This window comes from Pseudomonas sp. PDNC002 (genome assembly GCF_016919445.1).
Classification (GTDB): domain Bacteria; phylum Pseudomonadota; class Gammaproteobacteria; order Pseudomonadales; family Pseudomonadaceae; genus Pseudomonas.
The window spans coordinates 144,812-171,811 of the sequence record NZ_CP070356.1; the positions used below are offsets into that span (position 1 = coordinate 144,812).

Genomic DNA, 27,000 nt, shown 5'->3' on the forward strand with positions numbered 1-27,000 from the left:
TTCGCCGTATGCGCCACCGCGGGCGTGCCATGGAAGGTAGAAGGGAGCTCAATCCCGACCTCCTCCAGGGTGACGTCCGCATCGGACTCGCCAACAACACCCCAATGGGGCGCCCCGCCTTGGCGGCCTCGTTTCAATGCGACGGACAGTTCATCCCCGAAATCCCGCCCATGTATGACGTCCAGGTGCACAGCCTGATGGGCAGCATCCTGGTCATCACTGGAACGGAGATAGTCGACGGCGTTGCCTACGCCCAGTCCTGGCACTGCCGCGTTCCATAGGCTCACCCGCCCCACCGCTGACGCATCGCCCGATGCCGGCGAGGCGGGCAAGCCGCCTCTGTAGACCCCATTCCCCTGACAAGTTCAGCGCCAGCAGGCGCGAGGAGTAGTCATGCCCGAACAAACCCTCAAGGCCTACCAGGTAGGCGACAACGACATCGTGGCCGCCTACAACGAAGCCGGCGCCATCAAAATTCTTTGCCTGCAGTGCGGCTACCCGGAAGACGGAGGCGACTGGACCGTAGAGGACGTGCAGCTGGTCAGCGATGAGATTCTCGACGAGACGATCTGCTTCGACCAGGACGAAGGCAAGTTCATCACCTTGGACAAGTCGCTGCGCCAGGAACTGGCCGAGCTAACGGGGCCGGAATACATGACGGGGTGGGAGTGACCATGCAGCGCATCTACCTCGCCGGCCCCATGACCGGCCTGCCAGAGTTCAACTACCCGGCCTTCCACGCAGAGGCCGCGCGCCTCCGCGCTCTCGGCTACCACGTCGAGAACCCGGCCGACCACGGCGTGATCAATGGCTTCGAGTGGGCCGACTACCTGCGCCTGGACATGCAGAAGCTGATCACCTGCGAGGCGATCGCCCTGCTACCGGGCTGGGACAAGTCCAAGGGCGCACGCTTCGAGTACCACGTCGCCAGTGAACTGGGCATGCAGGTGTTCACAGCAAGCCAGATCACCGAACCAGCAAGGAGCGCAGCCTGATGGGCTACATCAACCCACTCCTACGCCTACCAGCAGGCAAGGCGCTGCTGGAACTGCCGGCGGAGGACAGGGCACGAATCGAGGCCGTGATGCGCGAGCTTCGTGACCAGGCGAACGCCGAAGCTGAATGCGCGTGGAAGCGCCGTAAGGGACCTATGGCTGCCTACTGGCGCGCGGTATCGACCTACGCGCGCCACCTTGCGCACGCCCTGTCGAGCGGAGGTGCTTCGTGACCCGCCCCACCTTCTGCCGCGGCACCGGCCAACCCTCCGAGAAATGCGACTGCCTGCGCTGCAGGCCTGCCCTCCAGGAGAATCCAAGTGGAAAACCTGCCTGACGAAATCAAGAAGGCCGAGGCCCGCGGCTACTCCAAGGGCTACCAGGCCGGGAAGCGGCGCCGGCGCGCCGAGGCCACCGCCGAACGACGGCATCGAGAGCGCCAAGCGTTCTGGCAGCGCGCCTTCCTCGCAGCACTCCCCTCCTGCATCACCGCCCTGGGCTGGAAGTCTGGCGAGGAGCCGATCACCAACGTGACGCAACGGACCCAGCTGGCGAAGTCCTTCGCCGATGAGGCCACCAAGATCGCCTATGGAGCCTGAGCCCATGCAAGCCATCCAACTGACCGTCGAGCACCGGCACGGCGTCGACGGGAAGCCCTATCTGTTGATCGATGGCCTGCCGCGACTCGGCGCCGAACTCGATCCCGATCAGGCCCAGGCACTGGGCCGCCAACTGATCCAGGCCGCAATCAACTCCCGTCAGGGCGAGCGCGGCACCATCCAATACCCTGTAGAGGGCTGAGCCATGACCGAACAACAAGCCTGCACCCTCTGCGGTGCGGGAGGGCACACTGCCGCCCAGCGCAATTGGGGAAAGAGCGAGCGTGAGCAGTTCGAAGCCTGGGTGCTCCGTGAAAGACCCGGCTCTCCGCTGCGCTACGTCCGTGATGCCCTGCCGGTCGATGACCCGCGCTATGGCGAGTATTGCGACGACACGCTTCAGTGCGCATGGGAAGGCTGGCGAGCCCGCGCCGCCCTGGCGCAACCCTCCCCGGCACGGCAAGTGGTGATGAAGGAGATTTGCCCATCCTGCGAGCATCAGTTCGTCTCGCATCACAACGGGTATATCAACCGCCTGCGCGGGATGCAGCAACCCTCCCCGGCGCCGGAGCTGGAGGTTTTGGCGTTCCTGGCAACGCCGACAGAGGCAATGCTGAAGGCTTACCGCGAGGTTTCACCGAGTTGGCTCTGCCTGGATGGATGGCGCGCGATGATGGAAGTTGCCCCGGTCGCCCAAGCTGGGCAGGTGGAGTCGATCGTCTCGGCGGAGTTCTCGCAGTTCCTGTCCGCGGTGATGGATGCCGCAGGCCTGGTAAGGCACGGGAGGCGCAGTAAAGAGCTGTCGGAATACCTTGGCGCCCAGTGCATAAAGTACAGGCAAGCCGCCGCGCCGGCGCAGGGAGGTGAGTGATGCCACCCGCATTCGGAACTTGCCCTGGCTGCAAAGGCTGGGGAGCACTTTGGAAGATGACGACGCTGGTGAAGCGCTTTCGGCTGTTTGGCCCGCTTGTGCCTCATGACATCTATCGCTGCGACGAGTGCGATGCAGGGGGCAACTGGCCGAAGGTAGTCGGGCTCATCGATAGAAATCGAGATGGTCGCGCCACGAAATCGAACGACGCTAAAACGTGGCGCGCCACGAAGGGGGCCGGAGGATGCGATATGTAACGGTTCGCAAGTTCGCGGCGGAATCTGGCTACACCGAGGACGCCATCAGATCGAAGATCCGCGACGGCGTCTGGCGCAAGGATGACATCTGGATCAGAGCGCCGGACGGCCGAACGCTGATCGATGTGGAGGGATATGAAACATGGGTAGAGATGGGCGGGGAGTCCGAGCAGTCTCGGATTCGAGTATTGAAATCACCTTCATGTATCGGGGTGTCCGCTGCCGGGAAAGGATCGCGCTCAAGCCCACGGCCACTAATCTAAAGCGCGCCGAGCAGCACAAAGCGGCGGTCGAGCATGCGATCGCCGCCGGCACATTCGACTATGCCGTGACCTTTCCGAGCTCTCCGCGAGCCGCCAAGTTCGCCCCCGAAGTTTCGCAGGAGACACTGACCGGCTACCTGACTCGCTGGCTTGAAGCGAAGCGCAAGCACGTCTCCAGCAGCACCTTCGACGGTTATCGGAAGATCATCGAGCACCGCCTGATTCCGGGCCTGGGCGTTCTGCTGGTGGTCGACGTGAAGCGGAAAACAGTGCGGGACTGGCTGGACGGCCTCGAGGTCGGCAACAAGACGCTGTCGAATATCCAGAGCTGCCTACGCTCGGCGCTCAGCGATGCCGTGGAGGAGGAACTGATCGACAGCAACCCGCTGGCGGGCTGGACGTATAGCAGAAAAGAGGAGGTGAAAGACGACGACGTCGACCCGTTCTCGCCGGAGGAGCAGCAGGCGATTCTGGCCGCGATGGAGGGGCAGGGTAGGAACCTGGTGCAGTTCGCCCTGTGGTCTGGGATGCGCACCAGCGAGCTGGTGGGCCTGGAGTGGGGGGATATCGACTGGCTGCGTGGTGAAGTGCATGTGATGCGCGCCATAACGCAGGCGGCGAAAGGGAAAGCGGAGGTAACCAAGACCGCTTCGAGCAGGCGGAGCGTCAAGCTGCTCGGCCCTGCCCTGGAGGCGCTGAAGGCGCAGAAAGCCTTCACCTACCTGGCGCACCAGGAGGTATTCCAGAACCCGCGCACCGGAGAGCGCTGGGCCGGCGACGGCCCGATCCGGAAAACCCTGTGGCAGTGCGCGCTGAAGCGCGCCGGGGTCCGCTACCGGCGCCCATACCAGACCCGCCATACCTACGCCTCGATGATGCTTTCTGCCGGCGAACACCCGATGTGGGTCGCTCAGCAGATGGGGCATAGCGATTGGACGATGATTGCCAGGGTGTATGGGCGTTGGATGCCGACAGCTGATATAACCGCGGGGACCAAAGCTGAGGCTCTATGGATCCCAGATAGAAGTTCAGAAAAGCAGTCAGTCGTTAAACAACCGCTTTGATTTAGGCTTACTCAGATAATCGGAAAGAACAAGGTAGGCCTTTCCGATTTTGTTTAACCCGAGCTTTATCCGATAAACATCAACTTCGTTTGAAAAATTTGTATAAGGATAAAACTCCCTATGAGAAATCATGGCATCATCGTTACGCCAGGTATCTTCATCGAACCAGTTTTGGTCTTGATATTCTTCATAGAAGTCTTTATCCAGGCGAGCAGTGCACCAAGGAAAAAGCTCAAGTGCTAATCTCTCAACATTAAACCTCGCATGGAAAACAAAACCTTTTTGCTCTACCGTCTCTGTCGCACCTTTCCCTGAGATATAAACAGTGATGGGAGTTCTACCGAGTGACTTATTTATCCAATCCTCGAGTTCAACAGACACACTGCCACCTTTCTTAATATGCCTCATCAAAGGCTCATCAATCGCCAACCTGCGCAACCGCTGCTCTGCTTCCGTCCCCTCAAATACTTGAGAAAGGCTTCTTCGTTTTGCTTCACCGAAAACATTTTCTCGCTGAATCTCAATCTTCCATGCCTTTGGCGTCATTTCTATGTTTTCTTCAGAAACATGTGCCCAGCACGTTTCCCCGGTATCAGGCAGATGCGCAATAATGATTACGGGAAGCGAATGGTTTAGCCAGTACTCTCTATGTTCCAAACTCCCATAATAAACCAGAACATCATCTTTCACGGTAAAGTTACCAGGCCCGGTTTTGATTTGAAGGCCTATAAGCTTGCCCGTCGGATGACCGTCCTCTACCAGCTCAAGCTGCGCATCGATCCCCATGTCAGCGATCATTTGCTCCCGAAAAATCCACTTAAGTTCTCGAGCAGCAATCGACTCAATCGCGCTAACCCCAATACGTTCCGTTTCGCTGTATCTGGCCATGGCAGCCCCATCTGCTTTTCTGCCAATGTCTACGATGGCGAGCGCGCATTCAAGGGGGAGCCTCGAAATGACAGCCTTATGCCAGCATTGAGCCTGAGAGCCGCACCACTACAGGGGTAGACGCGGTTTCAAATCCCCCCGGCTCCACCAAACGCAAAGAAAAAGGCGCTGAGCCTCAAGCCCAGCGCCTTTTTTCTTGCCCGCGATTTACCTAGAGCGTCAGGAACCCCAGTCGCGGCATCAATCGCAACTCCTCCTGCTCGGCCACTACTTCCGCGCAGGGCTTGCGCAAGCGCAGCCGCTCTGCGTTGCACAGCAGCGGACCGTCGTCGTCTTCCGCGCTGAGGGGATCATCGATCAGCACCCCCTTGATCAACCCCTGGCGGAACAGCTCGCGGATGGCGAACAGGTTGGCTTCGCGCGGCCCGGCGAGGTCGTCGATGGATTTGAAATCGGTCTCCGTGAGCTGGCTTAGCACGGCGGTGAGCTGGGCCTGGGAGGGTTTGTGATGCATGGGGTACTCCGGGGTGCAGCAGGGTCAAGCATGACTATCGGCGGCAAATGTTAACGCTGGATTAGCAGTCTGACAGACTGATCTGGATCAGCCTGTCAGCGGAATCTTCCGATTCAGTCCCGCGAAACGCCCAGCTCCAGCAGCGCGAGACGCTCTTCCAGGGCAGCGATGCGGGCTTCCAGTTCGACCAGACGGCCTTCATCGTGCCCACCGCCATCACCACGCTCACCGGAGGAACGGCTTCCGCTGGCGGCGATGGCGGCCTGGCGGTCTTCCTCAGTGCCCAGCAGGTGCATGTAGCGGTCTTCGCGCTGGCCACTCTGGCGCTCCAGCTGCACGGCCATGCCGCGGCCGGCGAGGCGTTCGAGTTGGTGGCGGACTTCCTCGGTGTCGTCGAAGTCATGCATGCGCTGGCTGCGGGTGAGCAGTTCGTTGAGGGTCTGCGGGCCGCGCAGGAATAGCAGGCCGAGCAGGATGACCTGCGGTTTGACCAACTCCAGGGCCTTGTCCAGCCGCTGCTCCCAGCGGTCGGCGCGGCTGCCCATGACCAGGCGGGTCATCTCGCGCCCTTCCAGATGACGCAGGGACTGCCCCACCTGGCCCGGGGTGACGTTCATGACCGGGTCGCGGCTGGTCTTCTGGTTGCAGGCGGTGACCAGGGAATTCAAGGTCAGCGGGTAGGCTTCGGGCGTGGTGAGCTGCTTTTCGATCAGGCATCCGAGTACGCGAGCATCCACGGCGCTCAGCGGTTCGAAGTCGGGCATTGTGTCGAGCGACTGGCTCATGGTGGTTTCCGTCAAGTTGGGAACCGCCCTAGCCTAGCCAATTGCGCAGCGTTTGGCAGCCTCAGGCCGCACCGGCCAGGCGGCGGTTCAGCGGTCGTTCAATGACCGCCCAGTGAGAGAAGGACTCCGCCAGCTCCTGCTCACGCCCCTGCGCATCGCGACCCAGGGTGCGCCGGGCGAGATCGCCGGTGAACCAATTGGCGGTGTTGGCGGCCACCACGCGGCCTTCGCCGTTGACCACCAGGGCCTCGTGGCCCATCTGCATCAGGCTGCCCAGCAGCACGCCCTCGAACTCGTGCAGGGCGATATCGGCGGCGGCGACGCCAATGAAGCGACCGTCGACCTGGATCGGCACGGAGAAAGCGAGGATGTACAGGTCGGTGCCGTAGAGGTCGACGAAGGGCCCGACCACTGACGGCTGGCCGCTGGCGCGCGGGCGCGAGAACCAGGGCATGTTGAGGTAGTTGTAGAAGCTCTCGCTGCGGCGGTTGAAGTTCAGGCTCATGGGCACGACCTTGTCGCCGCGGCCGTGGTACCACCACTCCAGGTACATGTCCTGGTCGGCCAGCTCGCCTGGCTCGATCACTACGCCGGTGCCGTGCAGGCGTGTGCCGTCATCGGTGAGATCGTGCTGGATGCGTGGGCGCAGGGCGCCGAGATCCTTCGAGGAAGGACGCTTGCCCTCCTTCGCCAGCTCGCGCCAGATCCCCACGACTTCGCCCGCCAGCTCGTCGAGACGCTGGAAAACGTTACGGATGGAAGCGTCGATGCGCTGGGCGCAGCACTGGAGTTCATCCGTGTGTTGTTCGCTGGACATGACCGGTGGCCTCGCTGTTCTTGTTATCACTCGGGCCAGAGCGGCCCGCGGTATCTGCCTGGTGAATCACTTCGCACGCTCGAATGCGCCCGCCGGGATGGCAGCAAGCGCTGTGCCACTCAGCCGTCGTCTGCGAGCAGGCTCAGGCGCAGGTTGATCAGCCGCTTGATGCCACGGGTGACGTGGGCTTCCGCCAGCGCGCCAGCGAGGTTCGAATCGCCGGCGCTGATGGCTTCCAGAATGGCGCGGTGTTCCTGTTCGATGGTCGCCGCGCCGGGGAAACCCTCCACCGGCAACCACAGCCATTCGCCGATTTCCGCCTGCAGGCGCGTCTCGGCATGGGTAAGGCGCACGGACTGGGCGGCGACGGCGATCTCGATATGGAAACGCGCATCGGCGCGGCGTTGTTCCTGGCGCGTAGTAGCGCTGGCCAGGGCGTCAAGATACTGGGCGATGCGTGCCTGCTCATCGGACGTGGAACGCTGGGCGGCCAGACGCGCGGCCGCGCCGGCGATGGCGACGTGTTCGTCGCCCAGGTCACGCAACTCCAGTGCACTCATCTGGCGCAGCTGGCCCAGCAATGCTTCCTCGGAGGTGTGTTGTGGCGAGCAGACGAAACTGCCGCCGTTGCGCCCACGCCGAGTCTCGATCACGCCGCGTTCGCGCAGCTCCGCCAGCGCATCGCGCAAGGTAACGGTAGCGACGCCGAACTGCATGGCCAACTCGCTTTCGCTGGGCAGTTGCTCGCCTTCGGCGTAGAGGCCGAGGTCGACCATCTCCACCAGCCGGCGTGCGACTTCCTCGGTGCGCCCTTCCTGGCGCAGGCGCATGAAGCTGGCGGGGCGGACTTTCCTGAATTCATTCATAGGCGGCAGTGCGAGGGGCGCTCGGGGCGGACGCTTCCTGCGCGAAATGTTCCTGTTCTGGCGGTGATGGCGAAGTCTAACCGCGTGATGGCAGCGGCCTCGCTCAAAACTATGTCTCCATATTTTTAAATCGCTTTCCGGACTTTCAGCAAGGTCTTTCGGCGCGAAAAGCCCTTTCGAACGCTCATTTTTCGACCTGTATTGGCAACCGCAAAAACATAAGATATGGTTTCAAATGTATTTGCCAGCGACGGTCCGCAGGCCGTCTCCGCCAACAACAGCAAGAACGAGGAGCGATACGCATGAGCCAGCCAACCCGCGCCGAATGGGAAGCCCGCGCCAAGTCTCTGAAGATCGAGGGCCGCGCTTTTATCCAGGGCGAGTACCTCGCCGCCGCCTCCGGCGACACCTTCGATTGCATCAGCCCGGTGGATGGCCGCCTGTTGGCCAAGGTCGCCAGCTGTGACGCCGCCGATGCCGAGCGCGCCGTGCAGAGCGCCCGCGCCACCTTCGATTCTGGCGTCTGGTCGCGGGAAGCACCGGCCACCCGCAAGGCGGTGATGATCCGCTTCGCCGCCCTGCTGGAAGAACACGCAGAGGAACTGGCGCTGCTGGAAACCCTGGACATGGGCAAGCCCATCGGCGACTCGCTGAACGTCGACCTGCCGGGCGCCGCTGAGTCCCTGCGCTGGAGCGGCGAGGCTATCGACAAGGTCTACGACGAAGTGGCCGCCACCTCCCATGACCAACTTGGCCTGGTCACCCGCGAGCCGGTGGGCGTGGTTGCCGCCATCGTGCCATGGAACTTCCCGCTGATGATGGCCGCCTGGAAACTCGGCCCGGCACTGGCCACCGGCAACTCGGTGATCCTCAAGCCGTCGGAGCGCTCACCGCTCACCGCCATCCGCATCGCCCAGCTGGCCATCGACGCGGGCCTGCCGGCTGGCGTCCTGAACGTGCTGCCCGGCTACGGCCATACCGTCGGCAAGGCCCTGGCGCTGCACATGGACGTCGATACCGCGGTGTTCACCGGCTCCACCAAGATCGCCAAGCAACTGATGGTCTATGCCGGCGAATCGAACATGAAGCGCGTCTGGCTGGAAGCTGGCGGCAAGAGCCCGAACATCGTCTTCGAAGACGCCCCGGACCTGCAGGCCGCCGCCGAAGCCGCTGCCGCCGCCATCGCCTTCAACCAGGGCGAAGTCTGCACCGCCGGCTCGCGCCTGCTGGTGCAGAAGTCGATCAAGGCGAAATTCCTGCCGCTGGTGGTCGAGGCGCTCAAAGGCTGGAAAGCCGGCCATCCGCTGGACCCGGAAACCAACGTCGGCGCCCTGGTCGATGGTCGTCAGTTGGAGCAGGTGCTGGGCTACATCCAGGCCGGCCAGGACGAAGGCGCGAAGATTCTCACCGGCGGCAAACGCGTGCTGGAGGAAACCGGTGGCACCTACGTCGAACCGACCCTGTTCGACGGCGTGAGCAACGCGATGAAGATCGCCCGCGAGGAAATCTTCGGCCCGGTGCTCTCGGTCATCGAGTTCGAGGACGCCGAGGAAGCCATCCGCATCGCCAACGACACCCCGTACGGGCTGGCCGCAGCGGTGTGGACGCGCGACATCTCCAAGGCCCACCTCACCGCTCGTGCCCTGCGCGCCGGCAGCGTGTGGGTGAACATGTACGACGGCGGCGACATGACCGCGCCCTTCGGTGGCTTCAAGCAGTCGGGCAACGGTCGCGACAAGTCGCTGCACGCCTTCGACAAGTACACCGAGCTGAAGGCGACCTGGATCAAGCTGTAACGCGATCCACAGCACGAGAGGTTTGGAGCAAGACGGCGCGCGGCCGATGCCGCGCGCCGAACAATAACAACAACGCTTTCCGTTGCCCCCATTGGCTGCCAACGCGAAAACCTCAGACAGGACACCCACGATGAACAGCTCGATCCAGCCAGGCGCCGCCCTGGACCGCGACGCGGAGCAACTCCGCGCGCTGGGCTACACCTCCAATTTCGAACGCAGCATGACCCTGTGGCAGAACTTCGCCCTGGGCTTCACCTACCTTTCGCCGGTGGTCGGCGTGTACACCCTGTTCGGCCTGTGCCTGGCCGCCGGCGGCCCGCCGATGTTCTGGTCCTACCTGCTGGTGGGCATCGGGCAGATGCTGGTGTGCCTGATCTTCTGCGAAGTCGTCTCGCAGTTCCCCATCTCCGGTGGCGTCTATCCCTGGGCACGACGCCTGGTGGGCAAACGCTGGGCGTGGATGGTCGGCTGGATTTACTCCGTGTCGCTGTGCGTGACCATCGCCGCCGTGGCCCTGGGCGCGGGCCCGTACATCGCCACACTGCTCGGCTTCGAGTCGACGCCGGTGACCAACACCTTCGTTGCCCTGGCGCTGACGGTGATCGCCACCCTGCTGAATCTTTCCGGCACCAAATTGCTGGCCCGCGTGGCGATGTTCGGCTTCATCTGCGAGCTGCTCGGCGCGCTGGTGATCGGCACCTACCTGCTGATCTTCGAACGTCACCAGCCGTTCTCGGTGCTGTTCAACACCTTCGACATCCGCATCGACGGCAGCTACTGGCCGGCCTTCCTCACCGCCTCGCTGGCGGGGATGTTCCTCTACTACGGCTTCGAGGCCTGCGGTGACGTCGCCGAGGAAACCCCGAACCCCAGCCGGCGCATTCCCAAGGCCATGCGCATGACCATCTGGATCGGCGGTGGCGCAGCCATCTTCGCCGCCCTGGCGCTGATCCTCGCGGTACCGGACATGGCGGCGGTGATCTCCGGCGCCGACAAGGACCCGATGACCACCATCCTCGACAACGCCTTCGGCGTGACCGGCGCGCGCCTGGTGATGGCCGTGATCATCGTCTCCTTCGTCTCCTGCGTACTCAGCCTGCAGGCCGCCGCCAGCCGCCTGCTGTACTCCTACGCCCGCGACGAGATGGTGATGGGCAGCGGCCTGCTCAAGCGCCTGTCGCCCAACACCCACGTACCGGTCGCCGCGCTGATCGCTTGCGGCGTGATCCCCAGCGTCATCGTCTGCGCCGGCTTCTACCTGCAGAACGCCATCGCCATGGTGGTCAGCTTCGCTGCCATCGGCATCTACCTGTCGTTCCAGATGATCGTCGGCGGCGCCCTGTTCGCCCGCCTGCGCGGCTGGAAGCCGAGCGGCGCCTTCACCCTGGGCAACTGGGGCTGGATCGTGAACATCCTGGCGCTGACCTATGGCGTGCTGGCGATCATCAACATGTCCTGGCCGCGCACGCCGGATGCGCCCTGGTACCTGAACTACGGGATCATCCTGGTGGGCGGCATCGTGATCGTACTGGGCCTGGCCTACATGGCCTTGTTCCGCCCCTTCGACAAGGGCACCGCTCCCCATGGGGATGCGTGGAAGCTGCATCAGCAATAAGCGTTGAAGCGAAACGAAAACGCCCGGCAGGATGCCGGGCGTTTTTCCATGAGCGTGCATTCGTCTCTGGGGGTCAGAGCCGTACCACCTTTGCGTACATCTCGGTATAGGCCTCACCCATTCCGCGAGCGGTAAATGTGTTGAGAAAACGCGACCGTGCTGCCTGCCCGTAGCGCTCAGCCAACTCGGGGTCATCCCACAGGGTTTGCATCGCCTGGCGCAATGCCAACGCATTGGCTGGCGGCACCACGATGCCAGTTTCGGCATGCCGGTTGATAAAGCTGGTGCCAGTACCAATCTCGCTGCAGATCAGCGGCTTGCCCATCATGGCCCCTTCCAGCAAGCCGATACCGAACGCCTCCGAGCGCAAGTGCGAAGGGAAGATGACTCCGTAGCAGGCGGACATCAGGTTGATCTTCTCCTGCTCATCGACCTGCCCCAGGAAATGCACGTTACGCAGACCGCTTTCCGCGGCCAGCTGCATCAGTTGGCGCTCCATCGGCCCGGCGCCGACAATGAGCAGGGGCCAGGGAGCGTCCCTCATCGCGTCGAGCAGATAGTGCAGCCCCTTGTAGTAACGCAGCACACCGACGAACAGGTAGAAGCGCTCGCCGTATCGCTGGCGTAACTCCGCGACATGGGTGGGATCAGGACGCGGGTAGAGGTCCTGTTCCAGTCCGATCGGAATCGAGCAGGCCCTGTCTGCATGACGACGGAGCACGGCGGAGCTTTGCAGATAGTTCGGGCTGGTGGCGACGATTGCATCCACCCGCCCGAGAAACGCATGCATCAGCGGCCGATAGAGCTGCAGCAGGACCTTCTGTCGCACGATGTCCGAGTGATACGTCACCACGCTGGGCTTTCCTCGACCTTCGAGCAGATGGACGAGGTCCATGAATGGCCAGGGAAAATGGTAGTGAATGACGTCCGCCTGCTCGGCGAGCTGCGCGAACGCTCCCAGAGCAGACCAGGAGAAGCCGGTGGACGCGATCTGCAGGTCCTGCTTGGCCTGCACCAGTCGGAAACTGGAGGTCGTCACCGGCTTCATCGGCTCCCTGGCCAACGAAAGCACCGTGTTCTCGCATCCCTGGAGAGCCGTTGCGCGAGTCAGATGCCGAATGAACATCTCGACCCCGCCGTACTGCTCCGGGCCGAAGGTCTTGTAGAAGTGCAGGACCTTCATGACGGGAGGGAGCCGGTCAGCATCAGGCGCCTGCCGTCAGTGGAACCCACAGGCCATCGAGGTTCTGGATCGGGCACTGATCATTGAAATCACTGGCGTCCGTACGCTCCGCAGTCATTCCCACAGCGCCATCGGTCGACTTCCTGAAGGTGATCAGGCCGCAGTTCTGGATACGCACGCTCAGCGGGTTTACATCCGGGAACTTGCCCGGCTCAACGGTGAAGCCCGGATAGCCGCTGATGACTTTGCTCACTTTGCCAACGACACGGTGAAGCTCGAGGCGGGTTTCACCGTTCTCCAGCTGATTGAAGCGCAAGTACTGGCCATTCTGCGTGGGAACGCTGGCCACCTTCGGCTGGGCTGGGGTTTGCACCGGCGCGTCGGCCGGTTTGTCACATCCAGCCAGTACCAGCAAGGCAATACCCGCGACGAACAGTTTGTTCATTAAGAAATACTCCTGAGGAGGTTACATTTGCGTTGAGAAAGCAGTGCGAAGTTTCAGGCGCGCCACGCGCCGGTCAACCGGCGATAGAGCTGGCGCGCATGCAGCGCGAGGTCCGAGGAAAGAGAGAAGAGCAGCAGCGAGGCAATCGAGACGAGCCAACGACGGCGGAACCAGCAGAACAGGTATTTATTCGCCAGTAGTTGTGCGTAGCGCAGTGCCTTTTGCCGTGGCGCTCTCCTGTCGCGCAGTGCCCTCTGCTCGGCCGCCGTCATGACCGACTCGGGTGCGTACGGCCGACTGAGGAATCTTTTCGGAGGCGTAATGGCCAGGCAGTGCCAGTCATGGATCTCGAAGTTCTCCACCAGGAGATCCTCCCAAGCGCTGAACAATGCGAAGCTGGTATAGGAGATATGTGGCAGATCGAGGTCGAGGCCATTCTTCTGCGCGAAGCGCAGGAATATCGCCTGCTCCGGCAACAGACGGAACGAGGTGTAGCCCTGGAAAGTACCAATGGGATTGATGCGTGGACCGCCCTTCAGGTAGAGAAACTCGGCCGGAAGAGTCCCGATGTTCCAGAGTTTGCGCAGGTCGCTGGTCCGCCCGAACTGCAGGGTGTCGGTGAGATGGAACAGATAGGACAAGCGCATTGGATTACGCAGAAACAGGCTGGAAACACCAATGCGCTCGCCGAACAGAACTGCCTCAGCTCCATCCCCCATCAGTGCGAGGACACGATCTCCTTGCACGAGGTGGTCGGTACGCAACTTCATGCAGTACTCACGCTCGGCAAGGGCGAGCCCATTAACCATGGTCGCGATTAGCTTGTTGACGTTGTTGGGGTTGCCATTGACGTCATCGAAATGGACCACTGAGTCATCCACCATAAACTGGACGCCTGCGTAGTCGGGGGGTTCCCCCGCGTCAGTGGTGGAGAGGATGATCTGAGCGCGCGGCAAATGCTTGCGGACAGAGGCGATGGCGCGGCCGGCAATATCCACGCCCCCTTCTCGCAACGGTCCCTGAAGCAGGACAGTCAATTGGCTGGAGTCGATCGTCATGGCTTGCCGTTGAGTTTTTCCGCCAGCATCAGCCCCAGAGCCACTACCGTCACCGTAGGGTTGCGCGAGCCACACCGCGGAAACAGCGACGAGCCGGCCACGTAGACATTGGCACTGCCCTTAAGACGGAAGTCGGGATCGACAACGCCGTTGTCGCCATCCGCCATGTTCAGCATGCCCACCAGATGGTGAGTGCCAAAGGCATTGTGATAATGCCGCCGCTCGGCTGCGCGCACGGGTATGACACCCAAGGTTTCCATCTTCGAATAGAGCGTCTCGATCACCTTGTCATAGAGGTGCTTGTTGCCGTGATAGCCATCGGTATCCATGTGCACACCATCGGCTTCGTAGAACAACGAAACGTCCCACTCGGGTGGAATTTCCAGTAGCACGTAGAGACTCAGAGTCCCGGACAGATCTGCGACCGCCTCTCCCACGGACCAATCATTGAGTTTGGTCAGATTCAACGAACCGGCCAATGCTGCATCTCCAGGCGGAGTCATCAGACCTAGCGTGGTGTACTCGATGCCATCCTGTTCGCCGGAGAGTTCCGGAATGACGACCTGTGCGGCCGTGTTGACCTGGTAGAACGGAATCTTCGCGCCTGGTAGGTGGCAAGCGAGCTCGGCCACGGCATGGTCCTGATAGTAGTGCCCCATGAACTCCTGAGGCACGCCTGGCGGCAGGTTGCTCCGCCAGAGCAACTTGAGCGACTCAACGCCATGTGCCGCCACCACCACTCGATCAAAGCGAATGGTCAACGGTCCTTTGGGCGTGTGGCAGACAGCTGCTACCGCCTTCTCGCCCTCGAAATGCAGGCGCTCGACCAGCACCTCGTTGAGCACCTCGACGTCATTGCGTATGTGCAGCGAGCGGGTCTTGGCATCCATGGGGCAGAGCTCGCAATCTCCGGCGCCCATGCATACGCCTTGTCCCTGCGTATTCTCTACGGACAGGTTATGCGCTTGCGCCCCGATATACGCCTGAGGGAAATAGCCCTCCAGCGCCTGGTGCCAGTGACTGACGCCTTTGATGGCGCTGAGCGGATTGCGCCCATCCGGATCGCGCGGATCAGCACTGATGCGCAGGAGTTGTTCGGCCTCCCGGTAGTAGGGCTCGATTACCTGGTAGTCAAAGGGCCAACGGAAGGAACCCGCATCACGTGAAAATACGTTGGCGCTCAGCCGGAAACTCAACCCTCCCCAATGGTTGGAACAGCCACCATCGACCAGAATGTAGTCCGAGGCGCAGTCGGCTGGTAGCTCCTCTGGTGTATTGAACGCATGCTTGGAGACATAGGAGCGACGAATCAGCGCGTCGTGCCGATCATCCGCCTGCATCTGCATGAAGCGCTGGCGGCGCTCGAAGATGTTGAACTTCTCGCCACGCTCGACGAGCAGGCACGGCCCTTTCAGGTCTCGTGCCACGGTGCGCCCGGCGAAGCCATTGCCGATGATAAGTGTCTCGACGAACATCAACCGGCCACCCTGTAGAAGCCCGGCGTCCCAAGGGATCGCTCGTAGGGATCGACCACAAACAACGCTCGGTTGTGATGGACAAGCCCATTCACCAGGGCCATACGGTCGTCATCCGTCAATTGGCGCGAATACAGCTTGAGCAGCAGCTCGGTGGGCAGATGATGGAACTTCACCGAGCTATTGCGTGCAAGGAAGGCCTGGAAATCGAGTTTCTGCGCTTCGGAGCGCTGACCGAACATCAACCCGGTCAGGCCTCCACCCGCCCCCAATAGGACGCCAACGCCAACACCGAGAACAAGGTTTCTGCGCTTCATGCCATCGCCCCCGACTTGCCAAGGCACAGAGTCATGCCTTCACCTGGATCAGTCTTTCGTAGAAGAAGCGGATCAGTTGGCGAAGCTTGGATATCGGCCACGCAATCAGCGGTGAGCTCATGTACATCTTCTCCACCACGGTGGAGATCAGGAACAGGCTGAACCGACTGGCATCTTCCTTGGCGTTGAAGGTTCCAGGGGTGTTGTTGAACATATCGTTCACCTGGCGCCCAATGAAGCCGAGATAAAGACGGGGAGCCAGCAATACCAGACTCTTGCCCTGCAGACCTCGGAACAGGAACGTGAAAGTAGCCAGCTTGCGGATGAAGTCCTTGATCACGGCCCTTTGGTGCAGCCCCAGATCGATGACCAGGTAGGACTCTCCAGCAGCCCGAAGCTTGTCGGCGATCACTGTCGCATCAGCGATGAACTCGCCGTTGGCAACACTACCTCTGGCGTGCAGGAAATCGTCGAGTTCGAAACTTCGCAGCGATGCCGAGGGGCCCTTCTCGTCGACTCGCCACTGGCGTTCATCGATGACAACGACTGGTGTGAGCATCGAGCTCTCCAACTCGATCCGCGACAAGTAATCGACAACAGAAGGCAACTGTCCCTGGGCAGCCTCCTGAGAAATCAGGAATATTCTCATCCGACACGCTCCACATACGAACGGAAGGGAGTGGAGTTGTGGATCGACCGTATGCAATCAGCGAAGCCGGGGAAATAGAAAACGCCACCATTGCGACGATAGAGGCGAACTGCCGATATCAGCGTGCCGGGCCAGGCAAGAGCTTGCGGGTGGAAATAGTCTTCCAGGGTGCGGAAGAACCAGCTCTGCATCGGACGCTGGCGCAGCATGTTGCGGAATTCGCTGCTGCCATAGACCAGGTTGCGTTTAGCGGCCTGGGGGTTCTCCAGAAAACCGAAGGCAATTGCCTCGACCATGGTATTCGGCAGTTGGTCCAGCAGAACCCACTTTTCATAATCCTTGATGAAAGCCAATACCGAGTCGAGATCGTTGCCGAAGCTGCAGCTCTGTACCACCTGATCCACCAGCTTCAGCCAAGTCCGCGAACTGATCTTCTTCAGGCCGGTTGGAATGTGTACCGCCGCATCTGCAGCCACATACTTGTGGGCGAAGCGTTGCAAACGTATCAGCGCCTCTTCGGCAGAGAATCGCAGCAGTGGCTTTTTGTGCAGGAAGGAGAACAACGCCGGCCCGGTCGTCACATAGCGACCATTGGCCGATTCGACCGGCGACTCTACGCCAAGCAGCGCACGTGACGTGACCGATTGAGTGATGCCGTAGGGATTCACCCTGGTCGGGACGCCACCATGGGAAGCGCGGATACCATGCTCGATGTCCTCGAACTCAGTCCACAGCAAGGACTCGTCCAACGGATAGGCATTCCACACCTCTTTGCGGCAGATATAAAGGCTGCCGGTGGGATAGCTCAGGTCCTTGGAGTAGCGCATGGGGCTGGCGAAGCAGAACCCGGTACGTTCGATTTCCGCGAACAGCGCCGGTGCGATACTGACCGCCTCGTCGGCCGTTCGGTGCAAGCCCTTCATCCCTTGACCGATACTTCCCATCGCCATGCCGTAATCGGAATAGCGTCGGGGGCCGAGATTACGAACGTTATCGAAGAACAGGCTTTGCAGCGTCATCAACGGATAGCGCGGACCGAAACGTCGAACCATCTCGCCAAAATGGCTGGGCAGGAACACACGATCGTGCAGGATCACCAGGTTGTTGTACCGAGCCTCCTGAGCCAGGCGATTCTTCTTCTTGCAGATCTGTACCGGCGGCGCGGTGATGTCTTCACCCACGATGCGCACCTGGTCGAAGTAGCGGAAATTCTTTCCGGGGACACCACAGAGCAGGATCTCCTTGTTGGGGATATCCAGCTCGAGGATTCGCTGCACTACCGCGTTGAGCACGGTGGCATCTTCCGGCCCCACGGGTAGGCCGAAGGTCCAGCTGTCCAGGTCGTCGTCGCTTTCCGCAGGAAGGCTTGCCGTCTTCTGGTAGGTGACGCGCGTGGGGCTGCGCTCGATGCAGGTCAGCGCATCCTTGAAATAGTCACGGTCCAGGTAGCTCTCCATCGGCGCATCTTCGATGAGCGTCAGCGTGCTGCCCTTTTCGAGGAAATGCACCGCGTCCCACAGTAGAAGCGGGGCGAGCGGAGAGTCGCTCTGCACACAGTAGAAGCAGTACGAGCCATCCCCATAGATATCCAAGGGTCGCTTGGCCGCGTGCAGCTTACTGACTGTGAAGTCCGGTCGTCGGTCCGCAGTACGACGAAATGAAATCAACCGTTGGCAATTCGGCGGCAACGTCACAGTATCCGGCAGTGCACGGAGTAGCTTGGGCGTGAGATAACCCAACTTCGAATGGTGTTGAAGCTGTATCGTTTTCATACTTCTACGAGATATTTGTCGTTCAGCGCTCCCGGGACCTTGACCACTACGGTCACTGCATCGGACAGCGCCTTGAAGGCGGTGACGTCCCCTGGCTCGAGCACAATGATTTCTCCTGCGCCCCAGGTCTTGCCGCACATCTCGACTTCACCGGAAAGGATCAGGGTCACCTCAGTGGCGATCTTGTGGTAATGCGCAGCCTCGGAATCACCGGCCTGATAGGGCTTCACTGCCACTTCGCAGGCCTGGGTGCTGAAGGCTGTAGGGGTGAAGCCGCCGACGAACCAGCCCTTCACCATGTCTTTCAGGTTCGCGGAGTTCATCGGGCGCCTGCCGTTTCGAAAGCGTGCAACTGATGAGTGTCCTTCAGCGGGTGGTACTGACTGGCCTCGATACGGAAAGTACCGATCTTCTTGTGCAGCAGAACCAGCTCATTCAGTGCCGGCGCAATGTAGAAGGCATCATTCACCTTGGCGTCCTTGCGGATCATTTCCTTCACCGCCTCGATGAACACTGCACCGCGGTCAAACCAGTACAAGCCGGCCACTGCGTGATTACTGATCGGGTTCTTCTCCGCTGCCTCGACGACGTAGCCTTCGGCGTTCAGGCGCGCGAAGGAGTAGCGAGGATGCAGCGACTTGAAGGTCACCACGCCGGCATCGCACTGGTCATTGCGGAAACCACCGACGATGTCGCGCAGCGAGCCATCGAGCAGTTCATTACAGTTAAGGATCAGTAGTTCGTCCTCATTGTCGATGCTCTCCGCTGCCAGCAGGGCGGTGCAGGCCGCCCCCATGGTGAGGGCCTGGACAGCGTGAACGCTGGCCACCTGGCTCATCTGCTGCAGCATGTTGCGCAAGTGGAACCTGGAGACATCCGCCTTCGGCAGCATGCAGATGATGCGAGCAGGCTCCAGTGCCAGGCAGCTCTCCACCAGATGCTGGATCAGCGGAATGCCGTCGCGCTCGGACAGGTAATCGGGGTAGCTGCTCTCGGCCTTCACCGAAGCGCCTTCGCCACTGGCCAGCAATACGATGTTCAACTTGCGCATGATCAGGCCTCCAGCCGTTCTTTCCGCTCGCCTTCGATCTGCGCGATGCGGCGGGTAATGTTCTCCAGGGTGACGTCTTCCACGTCCTCGACCACGAGGACATGCGCACCGGACGCACGGGCGGCACGAATGCCGTTCTCGTTGTCTTCCACGATCAGGCACTCATCGGGGGACAGGCCGAAGGACTGGATGGCCTTGGTATAGATGTCCGGGGCGGGCTTGGGGCTCTTCACGTCTTCGTTGGACAGTTTCAGGTCCAGGTACTGGTCCAGACGCGCCTTCTCCATCATCACCTCGACGGTGTTACGAATGGAGTTGGAGGCCACTGCGAGCTTGTAGCCGCGGTTCTTCAGCGAGGACAAGGCATACTGGTGGTTGAAGGTCGGCTTGCACTGGGAGTAGACGATCTCCATCGTGTACGCCTGCTTCATCTCGTTGATGAAGTCGTGCAACTCGACCGGCAGGTCGTGTTCGACGCTGAGCATATTGAGTTTGCGCGAAGTCGGCAGACCGTCATAGGTGGTCAGGTGGTCGTGGCGGCTGATGGTGTGACCGAACAGATTCAGAGCCTTGTTCAGTGCCTCGTAATGCCAATCTTTCGCTTCGATCAGCACGCCGTCCATGTCGAAAATCACTGCTTTGATCATGAGATCATTCCTTGAAGAAAGTGCGGGCGGATTCCGGTACATCCGTACATAGCGTCAGATTCACCGCGCCCTGGAACTCGGCCAGCAGCTGCCACAACGGCAGATGTTCGCGCCCGTGCAATTCGGAGGAGACGACGCATATCTGTTTACCGCTGGCCAACAGATCGGCGAGTTGCTCACGGGAGTACCATTCGCTTCCGAAGCTATCCAGCCAGATACCATCGGCCTCGCACAGCCAGGCGGGCACCGGCTCGATTTCACTGAGTCGGCTGTAGGTGCTGACACCGCTGGCGAGGTAGCTGCGCATGTCAGGAACGGCCATGTCGAAGACAAACCAGTTGCTGTGTCCATGCGCTGCAAATGCGGCCTGGAGCGGCTCGCACAAGCCGTCTGCCTTGATGTTCATGGCCAACGGCAGATTCCGCCCTGACATGATCTCCAGCAGATCGTCGAGGGACATCTCGTTGCCGTTGGGCATGTCATGGGAAATGACCAGGCGGCCAGCGACATCACGCACATCGGTCTCGGTGCCGAAGCCCAGGTCGAAGGAGCGTTCGAAGGCAATCTTCAGATTGCGCTCGGGCTTTTCCAGCCAGTAGCCGCGATGACTGATGATCTGCATGATCAGCGCTCCGCAGTGGCGGACTGGCTGACCGGCAGGCTGAGGAACAGGTCTAGGTCCGCCGGGATGCCGAGGCCGTACATCCCCGCCCCTTCGGAACCAATGCTGTAGTGAACGATGCGGGCGTCCTGTTCGATCATCTCGTTGTAAGCCGGCGCGACATAGAACTCGCCGTTGACGCGCAGGTTCTTGTCGAACATCGACTCGATGGCAGAAATCAGTTGGCGACCGCTGCGGAAGTTGTAGATGCCGACCGTGGCTTCATCAGAGATCACTTCCTTCTCGATGACGCGGTCGATGCGGCCGTTATCGGCGAAACCGACGAAGGACCATTTCGGATCATCGGCCTTCATGGTCATGATCAGCCCGTCTGCCTGCTGCTCATCCATCGCACGCAGGTAGTCGTTGATATCGATGTCCACATACTGGTCGCTGTTGGCGATCATCACAGGATCATCGGAGTCGATCAGCCCCTTCGCAGCGTACACGGTGCAGGCTGCGCCTTCGGTCAGGCCATTCAGCTCGACGATGGCACAACCCGGTGCCCACTCCTGCAGCTTGCTTTTAAGGCCGTACGCTTCGATATGAGCGGCCTGGCAAATGAAGATGAAGCGGTGCTCGCAGGCCGGCGTCAGGTTGTCGATCACTACCTTGATCATCGGTACCGAGTGCACCGGGATCAGCGGCTTGGGATCCTTGTATCCAGCGACCGCGAAACGGCTTCCGGCGCCGGCCATGGGAACTACTATGTTGAGCATCTGCTTTTCCTTCACTTGCGCAGAATGAATTCGTCGTACGCGTCCATGACTTCGCTGACGGGGCCGAGCATCTGTACGCGCCCGTCCTTTAGCCAGCACACACGGCTGCACAGTTCTCTAATGCGAGCAGAGTCGTGGGAGACGAACACCACTGTCTGATTTCCCGTCAGCATCTCCCGCATCGTCGCCTCCGCCTTCTCGCGGAAATGGCCATCGCCGACGCTCAGAACCTCGTCCAGCAGGATCACGTCCGGGCGCGAGTACTTGGAAATGGCAAAGCCGAGGCGGGCGCGCATACCTGTCGAATAGCTGCGTACCGGTAGGTCGGCGGAGTTGCCGAGTTCGGCGTAATCGAGAATCTCGGCGGTCAGTTCGCGCATGCGCCTGCGGGTCATCCCCATGAGCATGCCGCTGAGAACGATGTTGTCGCGCGCATCGAGGTTGTCGTCGAAGCCCAGCTGCAGATTGAGCAGCGAGACGCTGGCAACGGCAGTGTCCAGGCGACCGCGGGTCGGCTGGTAGATGCCTGCCAGCACCCGGAGCAGGGTGCTCTTGCCAGCGCCGTTGCTGCCAACAACACCAAAGGTCTCACCACGGGCGACGGTGAACGAGATGTCGTGCAATACCGTGGTGGCGCGAGAACTGAACAACCGCAGACCACGACGGAAAGACAGGGACAGGCGATCAGCTGTCAGGGCAATTGCGTCTGTCATTTGCTCAACGCCATCGCATAGGAATTCTTGTTTCCGGCGATGAACAGCACCGCCAGCACGAAGAGCACCGCGGCCCCAGCGAACAGCGCCAGGAGACTGTCGATCGAAGGCGCATGGCCGTACATCAGGACATCGCGGTACAAGGAAATCAGAGTGGCCAGTGGGTTGAGGTCGAGCAGCATGTGGAACTGCTCCGGCACATTCGCCTTGGCGTAGAACACGCCCGAGGCGAACATCAGGAACTGCAGCGCCGACGAGATCAGGATGCGCAGATCGGGCAGGAAGGGAATCAACCCAGCGACAAAGATGCCCACACCAGCTGTGATGATCAGCTGCAGGAAGGCAATCAGCGGCAAGTACAGCCACAGCACGCTGGGTGTAAATCCGACTGCGCACAACAGAGCCAGCAACAGCACCACCACCAGCGACTCCTTGACCACGTCCTTGAAGATCGAGGTCAGAGGGAAAATGAGTGGATTGACTCTGCAATGCTCGAGAATGTGCTTCTTCTCGTAGATCGCATCGGTGCAATTCATCACGCTCTTGTTGAACCAGGTCCAGAACGTGACGCCGATGATCAGGAAGACAGCGAAGTTTTCCACCTGAATACGCAGCAGATGGCCGAACACGGTGTAGTAGATGCCCAACAGCATCAACGGCTCGAGCAGCCACCAGGCAAGGCCCAGGCGTGTTCTGGTGGTTTCGGACTTGAGCCCAAGACGAGCACGCTCGATAGATATCCGGACCGCCGACCAGATACCACCCCCTCCCCCTAGCAGGAAACGCACAACACAACCTCACACTTTTCAAAGGCCAAATGACGCCGCACCGAAAGAGAGAGCTTTTGATCGCTCCCGTCCGGACTCCTAAGCATCAAGGCGAAAAAACATCACCACCGGACAAAAAGTGCCCGTCGGCGAAACCCCCAAATAATCGACGCAGCAAACGCCGAAATTGCCTACTTAACTTCTAGCCGCAGATGTTTCTCTGCTTGAGGCCCGAGATTTTCCGTCAGGAAAGTAGCTCGTGCCCCTAAAACGACCAACGAACCGGCAGCCTGAGTAAATACCATCCACCCCCCTTGAATCGCAGACGACTCAAGCAGCTGAACGGAAGGTCTCAGTGAGAGATTTCTCGCCCCGGCATTACCGGCTAGGCAAGAAAGACGAAGGGAGGTTTTCAGCAATGCAGTCCCTTACTTCCCGAAAACAGAAGGCGCGCCACATCAATGTGACAGAATCATTAACCGCAAAATATCCCCAGAAATGTAAGAAATTTCCGAAAAGTAGCACAATGATACCCTCCGAAAAGCACGTACGGTAGGGAAAAGAACTGTAGATTCGTCGGAATTTATTTCTCGATACAACGATATCAGCTGGCCATCTCTTCGGGAGAATCGCAAACCACCGCCAGCCCAGAAGTTTTGAGCAAGGATTTTCTCTACCAAATGGCGCACTTACGTAGCATTTACCGACATGCTCGAAGGTAAATAGTACGTTCGTGCCTGCTTTGTCCAAAGCCGGTGGACCTACTTGCCCCCTCTTCCCTGCGGGCCCGCAGACACAACTACAGCTGAATTTCCGCCCCACTCCATCTCCGCTCTCCCCCTCCCGGCGCTTCCGCCCATTGCTTCAAGGAGCGCGTCGGCAGGTCGAAATATTCCCGCGTGCGGGCATAGCCGTGCCCTCCCATGCGGCCGATGGCGTCGAGGCCGAGTTGGTCGATGTACAGCGTGGCGGGATCGATCAGGTCGTCACGCACATGGGCCATCAGCACTTCGCCGAGGATGATTTCCCGCGACTGACCGATGGACAGCGCCATCATTCGTCGGCACTCCAGCGCCACCGGCGCCTCGCCGATGCGCGGGCAGCTGACGCGCGTGCCGGGGATGGCGGTGAGGCCGGCGGCCACCAGTTCGTCGAAGCCCGGCTCGAAGGGCACGGCGCAGACGTTCATGGCTTCCACCAACGCGTCGGAGACGATGTTCACGGTAAACTCCTGGTTCTGCCGGATGTTCAGCGTGGTGTCCTTGGGGCTCAGGTCGCTGTAGTTCTCCACGCCCAGGGCGAGGATCGGCGGGTCGGCCGACAACGCGTTGAAGAAGCTGAAGGGCGCGGCGTTGGCGCGCCCTTCGGCGTCGATGGTGGTGACCAGGGCGATGGGCCGAGGCACCACACTGCCGATGAGGATCTTGTATTTCTCGCGGGCAGACAGCTGCTGGAAGTCGAAGCTGAGCATGGGGTGGTCCTTCAGTAGGCACACGGTGCGTGCGCGTCGAGCAGCGGTGCATCGGCACTGTACGAGTCGGCGAAGGGAATCGCGGAATGAAACAGCGTGCGCCAAGGCGGATTGCCGAAGGCGCGCTCGGCGTGGTGCTGCATCTGCTTCTGGAACAGCGCATCGGCGCGGCGTTGCAGGTCGGCGTAGTCGGCGCCGATCACTTGGCCATCCTGCATGACGCTGCGGCCGTCGATGAAACTGGCGATGCAGTCGTCGCCGCGCCCGGCGGTGAACAGGTTCTTCAGCGGGTCGAAGAACGGTCCCTGATGGAAGTCGCCGAGGCGGAACACCGTGATGTCCGCGCGGGCGCCTGGAGCGAGGCGGCCAAGATCATCGCGGCCCAGCGCCTGGGCGCCGCCGAGTGTCGCGGCGTTGTAGAGGTCGAGCATGCGCGTGTGCTCGGTATCGCCTTCCTTCACCCTCGCGATATTCAGGCCCTGGCGCAGGTTGTCGAGCATGTCCGCCGGGAAGGTGTCGGTGCCCATGGCGAGGTTGATACCGCGCGCGCGGTATGCGCCGAACGAGTCCAGCGCATCGCCTTCGCGGGCGAACACGACGGGGCAATGCACGAGGCTCGCGCCCGTATCGGCGAGGCGCTGCAGTTCGTGCTTACCACTGTGCAGGATGCCGTGGGGCAACACACTGCGCGGGTTGAGCACGCCGTAGCTATCGAGCCACTGTAGCGACGAGGTGTCGCGCAGGCGGCGCACCAGTTCGACTTCGTAGCGCGACTGACAGCAATGCAGGCGCAACGGCGCACCCAGTTCGCGCTGCACGGCGGCGGTGCGCTCCAGCAGTGCGGGCGTGCAGGTTTCGATGCGGTCCGGAAGCAGCGCACCGCGCACCAGGCCGTTGTGCGCGCCGTCGAAGTCGCGGAAGAAGCGTTCGGCTTCCTGCAGCCCGGCAAGGCCGGCAGCTTCATCCCAATGCTGCGCGGGGCTGCCATCAATGCGAGCGTAGGTCATGCCACTCATGTAGCAGGGACCGAGGTAGGTGCGCAGGCCGAGCTCGCCGGAGAGCGCAGCAACCCCGGCGAATTCGTCGTAGTGCTCGGCCCAGCGCCGGTAGTACATCGAGGTGATCGGCATGGCGGTGGTGATGCCGTTGCGGATCAGCTGGGTGAAGGCGTAGCGGTATTTGAACAACTCCTCCTCCGGGCTGTAGCACTCGCTCGGCCCGGCGCGCAGGTAGTCCTCGGACCAGACTCGGCCCATGCTCCACTCGGCGCCGTTGTCCAGGGTGAGCACGGTGGAGTCGAGGTCGCCGAGCGCATCCAGATCGATGAAGCCGGGGCCGATCAGCGCATGACCATAGTCGATCCACTGACTGACTTCGCCCGGAAAGCCACGCCCGACGAAGAGGATTTTCCCGCCTTCGAACACCACTTCGCCGTGGCGCCAGAGCACATGCTGGCGGCCATCGAAGCCAACCACGAAGCTGGCTTTCAGGCCGATGCGTGGAGCACTCACAAACCCCGCTCCTGCAGACGAGAGGCCAACAGGCGACCATGCTCGGCAATCAGCCTGCCAGCCTTGAATACCTGGCGCTGCGCCGGGCGCGCGACCACGGCTTCACCGAGAGTCTGTACCGGCAGCAGGATGAAGTCCGCTGCGGCACCGACGTCGATTCGTGCCGGCTCACGGCCCAGCGCGCGCGCACCGTTGGCGGTGGCGGCGCCAAACGCGGCGGCAAGGTCTTCGTCCTTGCACAGGTCGAAGCGGAAGGCCAGCAGCATGGCGCGTTCGAGCATGTCGCCGTTGCCCATGGGCGACCAGGCATCGCGGATGCCGTCGCTGCCCAGGCACAGGTTCACGCCGGCGTCTCGCAGCGCGAGGAACGGCGGCACCGGCGTATCGGCCGGGGCTGAGCTCATGAGGGAAATGCCCAGCTCGGAGAGTCGCTCGGCCAGCGGCTCGACCTGCTCCCAGGGCGCCATGCCCAGGCAGTAGGCGTGGCTGATCATGACCTTGCCTTGCAGGCCGTGACGCTCGGTGTAATCGGCGATGCGGGCGATCTGCCAGAGGCCGAGTTCGCCCTTGTCGTGCAGGTGGATGTCCACGCCCCGGCCGAATTCCACGGCTAGGCCGAAGACGATATCCAGCTGGGCGATGGGATCGTCGTCGATGCCGCAGGGATCGAGCCCGCCGACATTTTCCACACCCAGCTGCATGGCCTCGCGCATCAGCTCGGCGGTACCAGGGCGACTGACCAGACCGGTCTGCGGGAAGACCACGAACTCCATGTCGATCAGGTCGGCGTAGCGTTCGCGCAGCGCCTGCATGGCGACTACATGGCGCAACCCCAGCTCGGGATCGATGTCGACGTGGCAGCGGAAGGTAAGCGAGCCACGGGCGATGCACTGCTCCAGGAGCGCGCCGGCACGCTCGGAGATCGGTGCTTCGATCTCGCGCAGTACGCGGCGTTCGTTGGCGATGTAATCCTTGAGCGTGGGGCCGGCGCTGTTGGGGCGCCAGGGTTGGCCCCAGAGGGTCTTGTCCAGGTGGCAGTGGCTTTCCACCAGTGGCGGCAGCAGGAGCTGGCCGGCGCCGTCGATGTCGCCGGGTGCAATCGCGGCGCCGCTAGCTGGACGACGTTCGGCGATGCGTCCATCACGGATGAAAAAGTCTTCCGCTGCGTTACCCTGCGGACGGATGTTGCGCAGCCAGTAGCTGTCGGTCATGGGGACCTCGATCTTGTTGA

The 27,000-nt window shown here is 61.2% G+C and carries 31 protein-coding genes; 9 read left to right on the forward strand and 22 right to left on the reverse strand.

Features of this window, described 5'->3' with window-relative positions; all coding sequences use genetic code 11:
* Positions 1-393: 393 nt before the first annotated feature.
* From JVX91_RS00735 to JVX91_RS00765, 7 genes are all read left to right on the forward strand, one after another.
* Complete coding sequence (locus JVX91_RS00735; protein WP_205337564.1) at positions 394-672, forward strand: hypothetical protein; 279 nt, start codon at positions 394-396, stop codon at positions 670-672.
* A gap of 2 nt (positions 673-674) precedes the next feature.
* On the forward strand, positions 675-995 hold the full coding sequence (locus JVX91_RS00740) for a DUF4406 domain-containing protein (protein WP_205337565.1): 321 nt from the start codon (positions 675-677) through the stop codon (positions 993-995).
* On the forward strand, positions 995-1,228 hold the full coding sequence (locus JVX91_RS00745) for a hypothetical protein (RefSeq protein WP_205337566.1): 234 nt from the start codon (positions 995-997) through the stop codon (positions 1,226-1,228). The genes JVX91_RS00740 and JVX91_RS00745 overlap by 1 nt, the downstream gene beginning before the upstream one ends.
* An 87-nt stretch (positions 1,229-1,315) precedes the next feature.
* Positions 1,316-1,594, forward strand: a complete 279-nt coding sequence (locus tag JVX91_RS00750) for a hypothetical protein (protein ID WP_205337567.1) — start codon at positions 1,316-1,318, stop codon at positions 1,592-1,594.
* A 4-nt stretch (positions 1,595-1,598) separates the two neighbouring features.
* On the forward strand, positions 1,599-1,796 hold the full coding sequence (locus tag JVX91_RS00755; RefSeq protein ID WP_205337568.1) for a hypothetical protein: 198 nt from the start codon (positions 1,599-1,601) through the stop codon (positions 1,794-1,796).
* Positions 1,797-1,799: 3 nt separating this feature from the next.
* Positions 1,800-2,465: a hypothetical protein gene (locus JVX91_RS00760; RefSeq protein WP_205337569.1), complete on the forward strand. Its 666-nt coding sequence runs from the start codon at positions 1,800-1,802 to the stop codon at positions 2,463-2,465.
* A 399-nt stretch (positions 2,466-2,864) separates the two neighbouring features.
* On the forward strand, positions 2,865-4,049 hold the full coding sequence (locus tag JVX91_RS00765) for a DUF3596 domain-containing protein (RefSeq protein WP_205337570.1): 1,185 nt from the start codon (positions 2,865-2,867) through the stop codon (positions 4,047-4,049).
* On the opposite strand, the gene JVX91_RS00770 is transcribed toward JVX91_RS00765, so the two are convergent.
* The 5 genes from JVX91_RS00770 to JVX91_RS00790 form a co-directional block, all read right to left on the reverse strand.
* Complete coding sequence (locus JVX91_RS00770) at positions 4,026-4,937, reverse strand: DUF4365 domain-containing protein (RefSeq protein WP_205337571.1); 912 nt, start codon at positions 4,935-4,937, stop codon at positions 4,026-4,028. The two genes, JVX91_RS00765 and JVX91_RS00770, sit on opposite strands and share 24 nt — an antisense overlap.
* Positions 4,938-5,148: 211 nt before the next feature.
* Entirely contained in the window at positions 5,149-5,451 is a 303-nt protein-coding gene (locus tag JVX91_RS00775) for a hypothetical protein (protein ID WP_205337572.1), read from the reverse strand.
* Between the two features lie 113 nt (positions 5,452-5,564).
* Positions 5,565-6,236, reverse strand: a complete 672-nt coding sequence (locus JVX91_RS00780) for a DUF480 domain-containing protein (protein WP_205337573.1) — start codon at positions 6,234-6,236, stop codon at positions 5,565-5,567.
* 61 nt (positions 6,237-6,297) lie between these two features.
* Entirely contained in the window at positions 6,298-7,053 is a 756-nt protein-coding gene (locus JVX91_RS00785; RefSeq protein ID WP_205337574.1) for a cache domain-containing protein, read from the reverse strand.
* 119 nt (positions 7,054-7,172) lie between these two features.
* Entirely contained in the window at positions 7,173-7,919 is a 747-nt protein-coding gene (locus JVX91_RS00790; protein WP_054909068.1) for an FCD domain-containing protein, read from the reverse strand.
* Between the two features lie 302 nt (positions 7,920-8,221).
* Between JVX91_RS00790 and JVX91_RS00795 the strand changes: the two genes are divergently transcribed.
* Together JVX91_RS00795 and JVX91_RS00800 are read left to right on the forward strand one after the other, a co-directional pair.
* Entirely contained in the window at positions 8,222-9,715 is a 1,494-nt protein-coding gene (locus tag JVX91_RS00795; protein WP_205337575.1) for an aldehyde dehydrogenase, read from the forward strand.
* A 130-nt stretch (positions 9,716-9,845) separates the two neighbouring features.
* Positions 9,846-11,330, forward strand: coding sequence for an amino acid permease (locus JVX91_RS00800; RefSeq protein ID WP_205337576.1), 1,485 nt, complete (start codon positions 9,846-9,848; stop codon positions 11,328-11,330).
* 73 nt (positions 11,331-11,403) lie between these two features.
* Here the strand turns inward: JVX91_RS00800 and JVX91_RS00805 are convergent, their stop codons facing one another.
* The 17 genes from JVX91_RS00805 to JVX91_RS00885 form a co-directional block, all read right to left on the reverse strand.
* On the reverse strand, positions 11,404-12,513 hold the full coding sequence (locus tag JVX91_RS00805; RefSeq protein WP_205337577.1) for a glycosyltransferase: 1,110 nt from the start codon (positions 12,511-12,513) through the stop codon (positions 11,404-11,406).
* Between the two features lie 22 nt (positions 12,514-12,535).
* Positions 12,536-12,958 carry a hypothetical protein gene (locus tag JVX91_RS00810; RefSeq protein WP_205337578.1) on the reverse strand — a complete coding sequence of 141 codons (423 nt, stop codon included), beginning with the start codon at positions 12,956-12,958 and terminating at the stop codon, positions 12,536-12,538.
* Positions 12,959-13,011: 53 nt separating this feature from the next.
* Complete coding sequence (locus JVX91_RS00815) at positions 13,012-14,016, reverse strand: WavE lipopolysaccharide synthesis family protein (RefSeq protein WP_205337579.1); 1,005 nt, start codon at positions 14,014-14,016, stop codon at positions 13,012-13,014.
* Positions 14,013-15,491, reverse strand: a complete 1,479-nt coding sequence (locus JVX91_RS00820; RefSeq protein WP_205337580.1) for a GMC oxidoreductase — start codon at positions 15,489-15,491, stop codon at positions 14,013-14,015. The genes JVX91_RS00815 and JVX91_RS00820 overlap by 4 nt, the downstream gene beginning before the upstream one ends.
* On the reverse strand, positions 15,491-15,808 hold the full coding sequence (locus JVX91_RS00825) for a hypothetical protein (RefSeq protein WP_205337581.1): 318 nt from the start codon (positions 15,806-15,808) through the stop codon (positions 15,491-15,493). Before JVX91_RS00825 ends, JVX91_RS00820 begins: the two co-directional genes overlap by 1 nt.
* Positions 15,809-15,839: 31 nt before the next feature.
* Positions 15,840-16,457 carry a hypothetical protein gene (locus JVX91_RS00830; RefSeq protein ID WP_205337582.1) on the reverse strand — a complete coding sequence of 206 codons (618 nt, stop codon included), beginning with the start codon at positions 16,455-16,457 and terminating at the stop codon, positions 15,840-15,842.
* The gene (locus tag JVX91_RS00835; RefSeq protein WP_205337583.1) at positions 16,454-18,229 is read right to left on the reverse strand and encodes a hypothetical protein; all 1,776 of its coding nucleotides are present in this window, start codon (positions 18,227-18,229) and stop codon (positions 16,454-16,456) included. The genes JVX91_RS00830 and JVX91_RS00835 overlap by 4 nt, the downstream gene beginning before the upstream one ends.
* Positions 18,226-18,552, reverse strand: a complete 327-nt coding sequence (locus tag JVX91_RS00840) for a hypothetical protein (RefSeq protein ID WP_205337584.1) — start codon at positions 18,550-18,552, stop codon at positions 18,226-18,228. The genes JVX91_RS00835 and JVX91_RS00840 overlap by 4 nt, the downstream gene beginning before the upstream one ends.
* Positions 18,549-19,280, reverse strand: a complete 732-nt coding sequence (locus tag JVX91_RS00845) for a glycosyltransferase family 2 protein (protein WP_205337585.1) — start codon at positions 19,278-19,280, stop codon at positions 18,549-18,551. The genes JVX91_RS00840 and JVX91_RS00845 overlap by 4 nt, the downstream gene beginning before the upstream one ends.
* 2 nt (positions 19,281-19,282) lie before the next feature.
* A complete protein-coding gene (locus JVX91_RS00850) occupies positions 19,283-19,927 on the reverse strand; it encodes an HAD family phosphatase (protein ID WP_205337586.1) in 645 nt (214 codons plus the stop codon).
* A gap of 4 nt (positions 19,928-19,931) precedes the next feature.
* Complete coding sequence (locus tag JVX91_RS00855) at positions 19,932-20,549, reverse strand: phosphodiesterase (RefSeq protein ID WP_205337587.1); 618 nt, start codon at positions 20,547-20,549, stop codon at positions 19,932-19,934.
* Positions 20,550-20,551: 2 nt separating this feature from the next.
* Complete coding sequence (locus JVX91_RS00860; protein ID WP_205337588.1) at positions 20,552-21,307, reverse strand: glycosyltransferase family 2 protein; 756 nt, start codon at positions 21,305-21,307, stop codon at positions 20,552-20,554.
* Between the two features lie 11 nt (positions 21,308-21,318).
* Positions 21,319-22,020, reverse strand: coding sequence for an ATP-binding cassette domain-containing protein (locus JVX91_RS00865; RefSeq protein ID WP_205337589.1), 702 nt, complete (start codon positions 22,018-22,020; stop codon positions 21,319-21,321).
* Positions 22,017-22,808, reverse strand: coding sequence for an ABC transporter permease (locus tag JVX91_RS00870; protein WP_205337590.1), 792 nt, complete (start codon positions 22,806-22,808; stop codon positions 22,017-22,019). Before JVX91_RS00870 ends, JVX91_RS00865 begins: the two co-directional genes overlap by 4 nt.
* 778 nt (positions 22,809-23,586) lie before the next feature.
* Positions 23,587-24,258: a flavin reductase family protein gene (locus tag JVX91_RS00875; RefSeq protein WP_205337591.1), complete on the reverse strand. Its 672-nt coding sequence runs from the start codon at positions 24,256-24,258 to the stop codon at positions 23,587-23,589.
* 11 nt (positions 24,259-24,269) lie between these two features.
* Positions 24,270-25,769 (reverse strand): amidohydrolase family protein, encoded by a 1,500-nt coding sequence (locus tag JVX91_RS00880; protein WP_205337592.1) that lies wholly within the window; start codon positions 25,767-25,769, stop codon positions 24,270-24,272.
* A complete protein-coding gene (locus JVX91_RS00885) occupies positions 25,766-26,980 on the reverse strand; it encodes an amidohydrolase family protein (protein WP_205337593.1) in 1,215 nt (404 codons plus the stop codon). The genes JVX91_RS00880 and JVX91_RS00885 overlap by 4 nt, the downstream gene beginning before the upstream one ends.
* Positions 26,981-27,000: the final 20 nt, after the last annotated feature.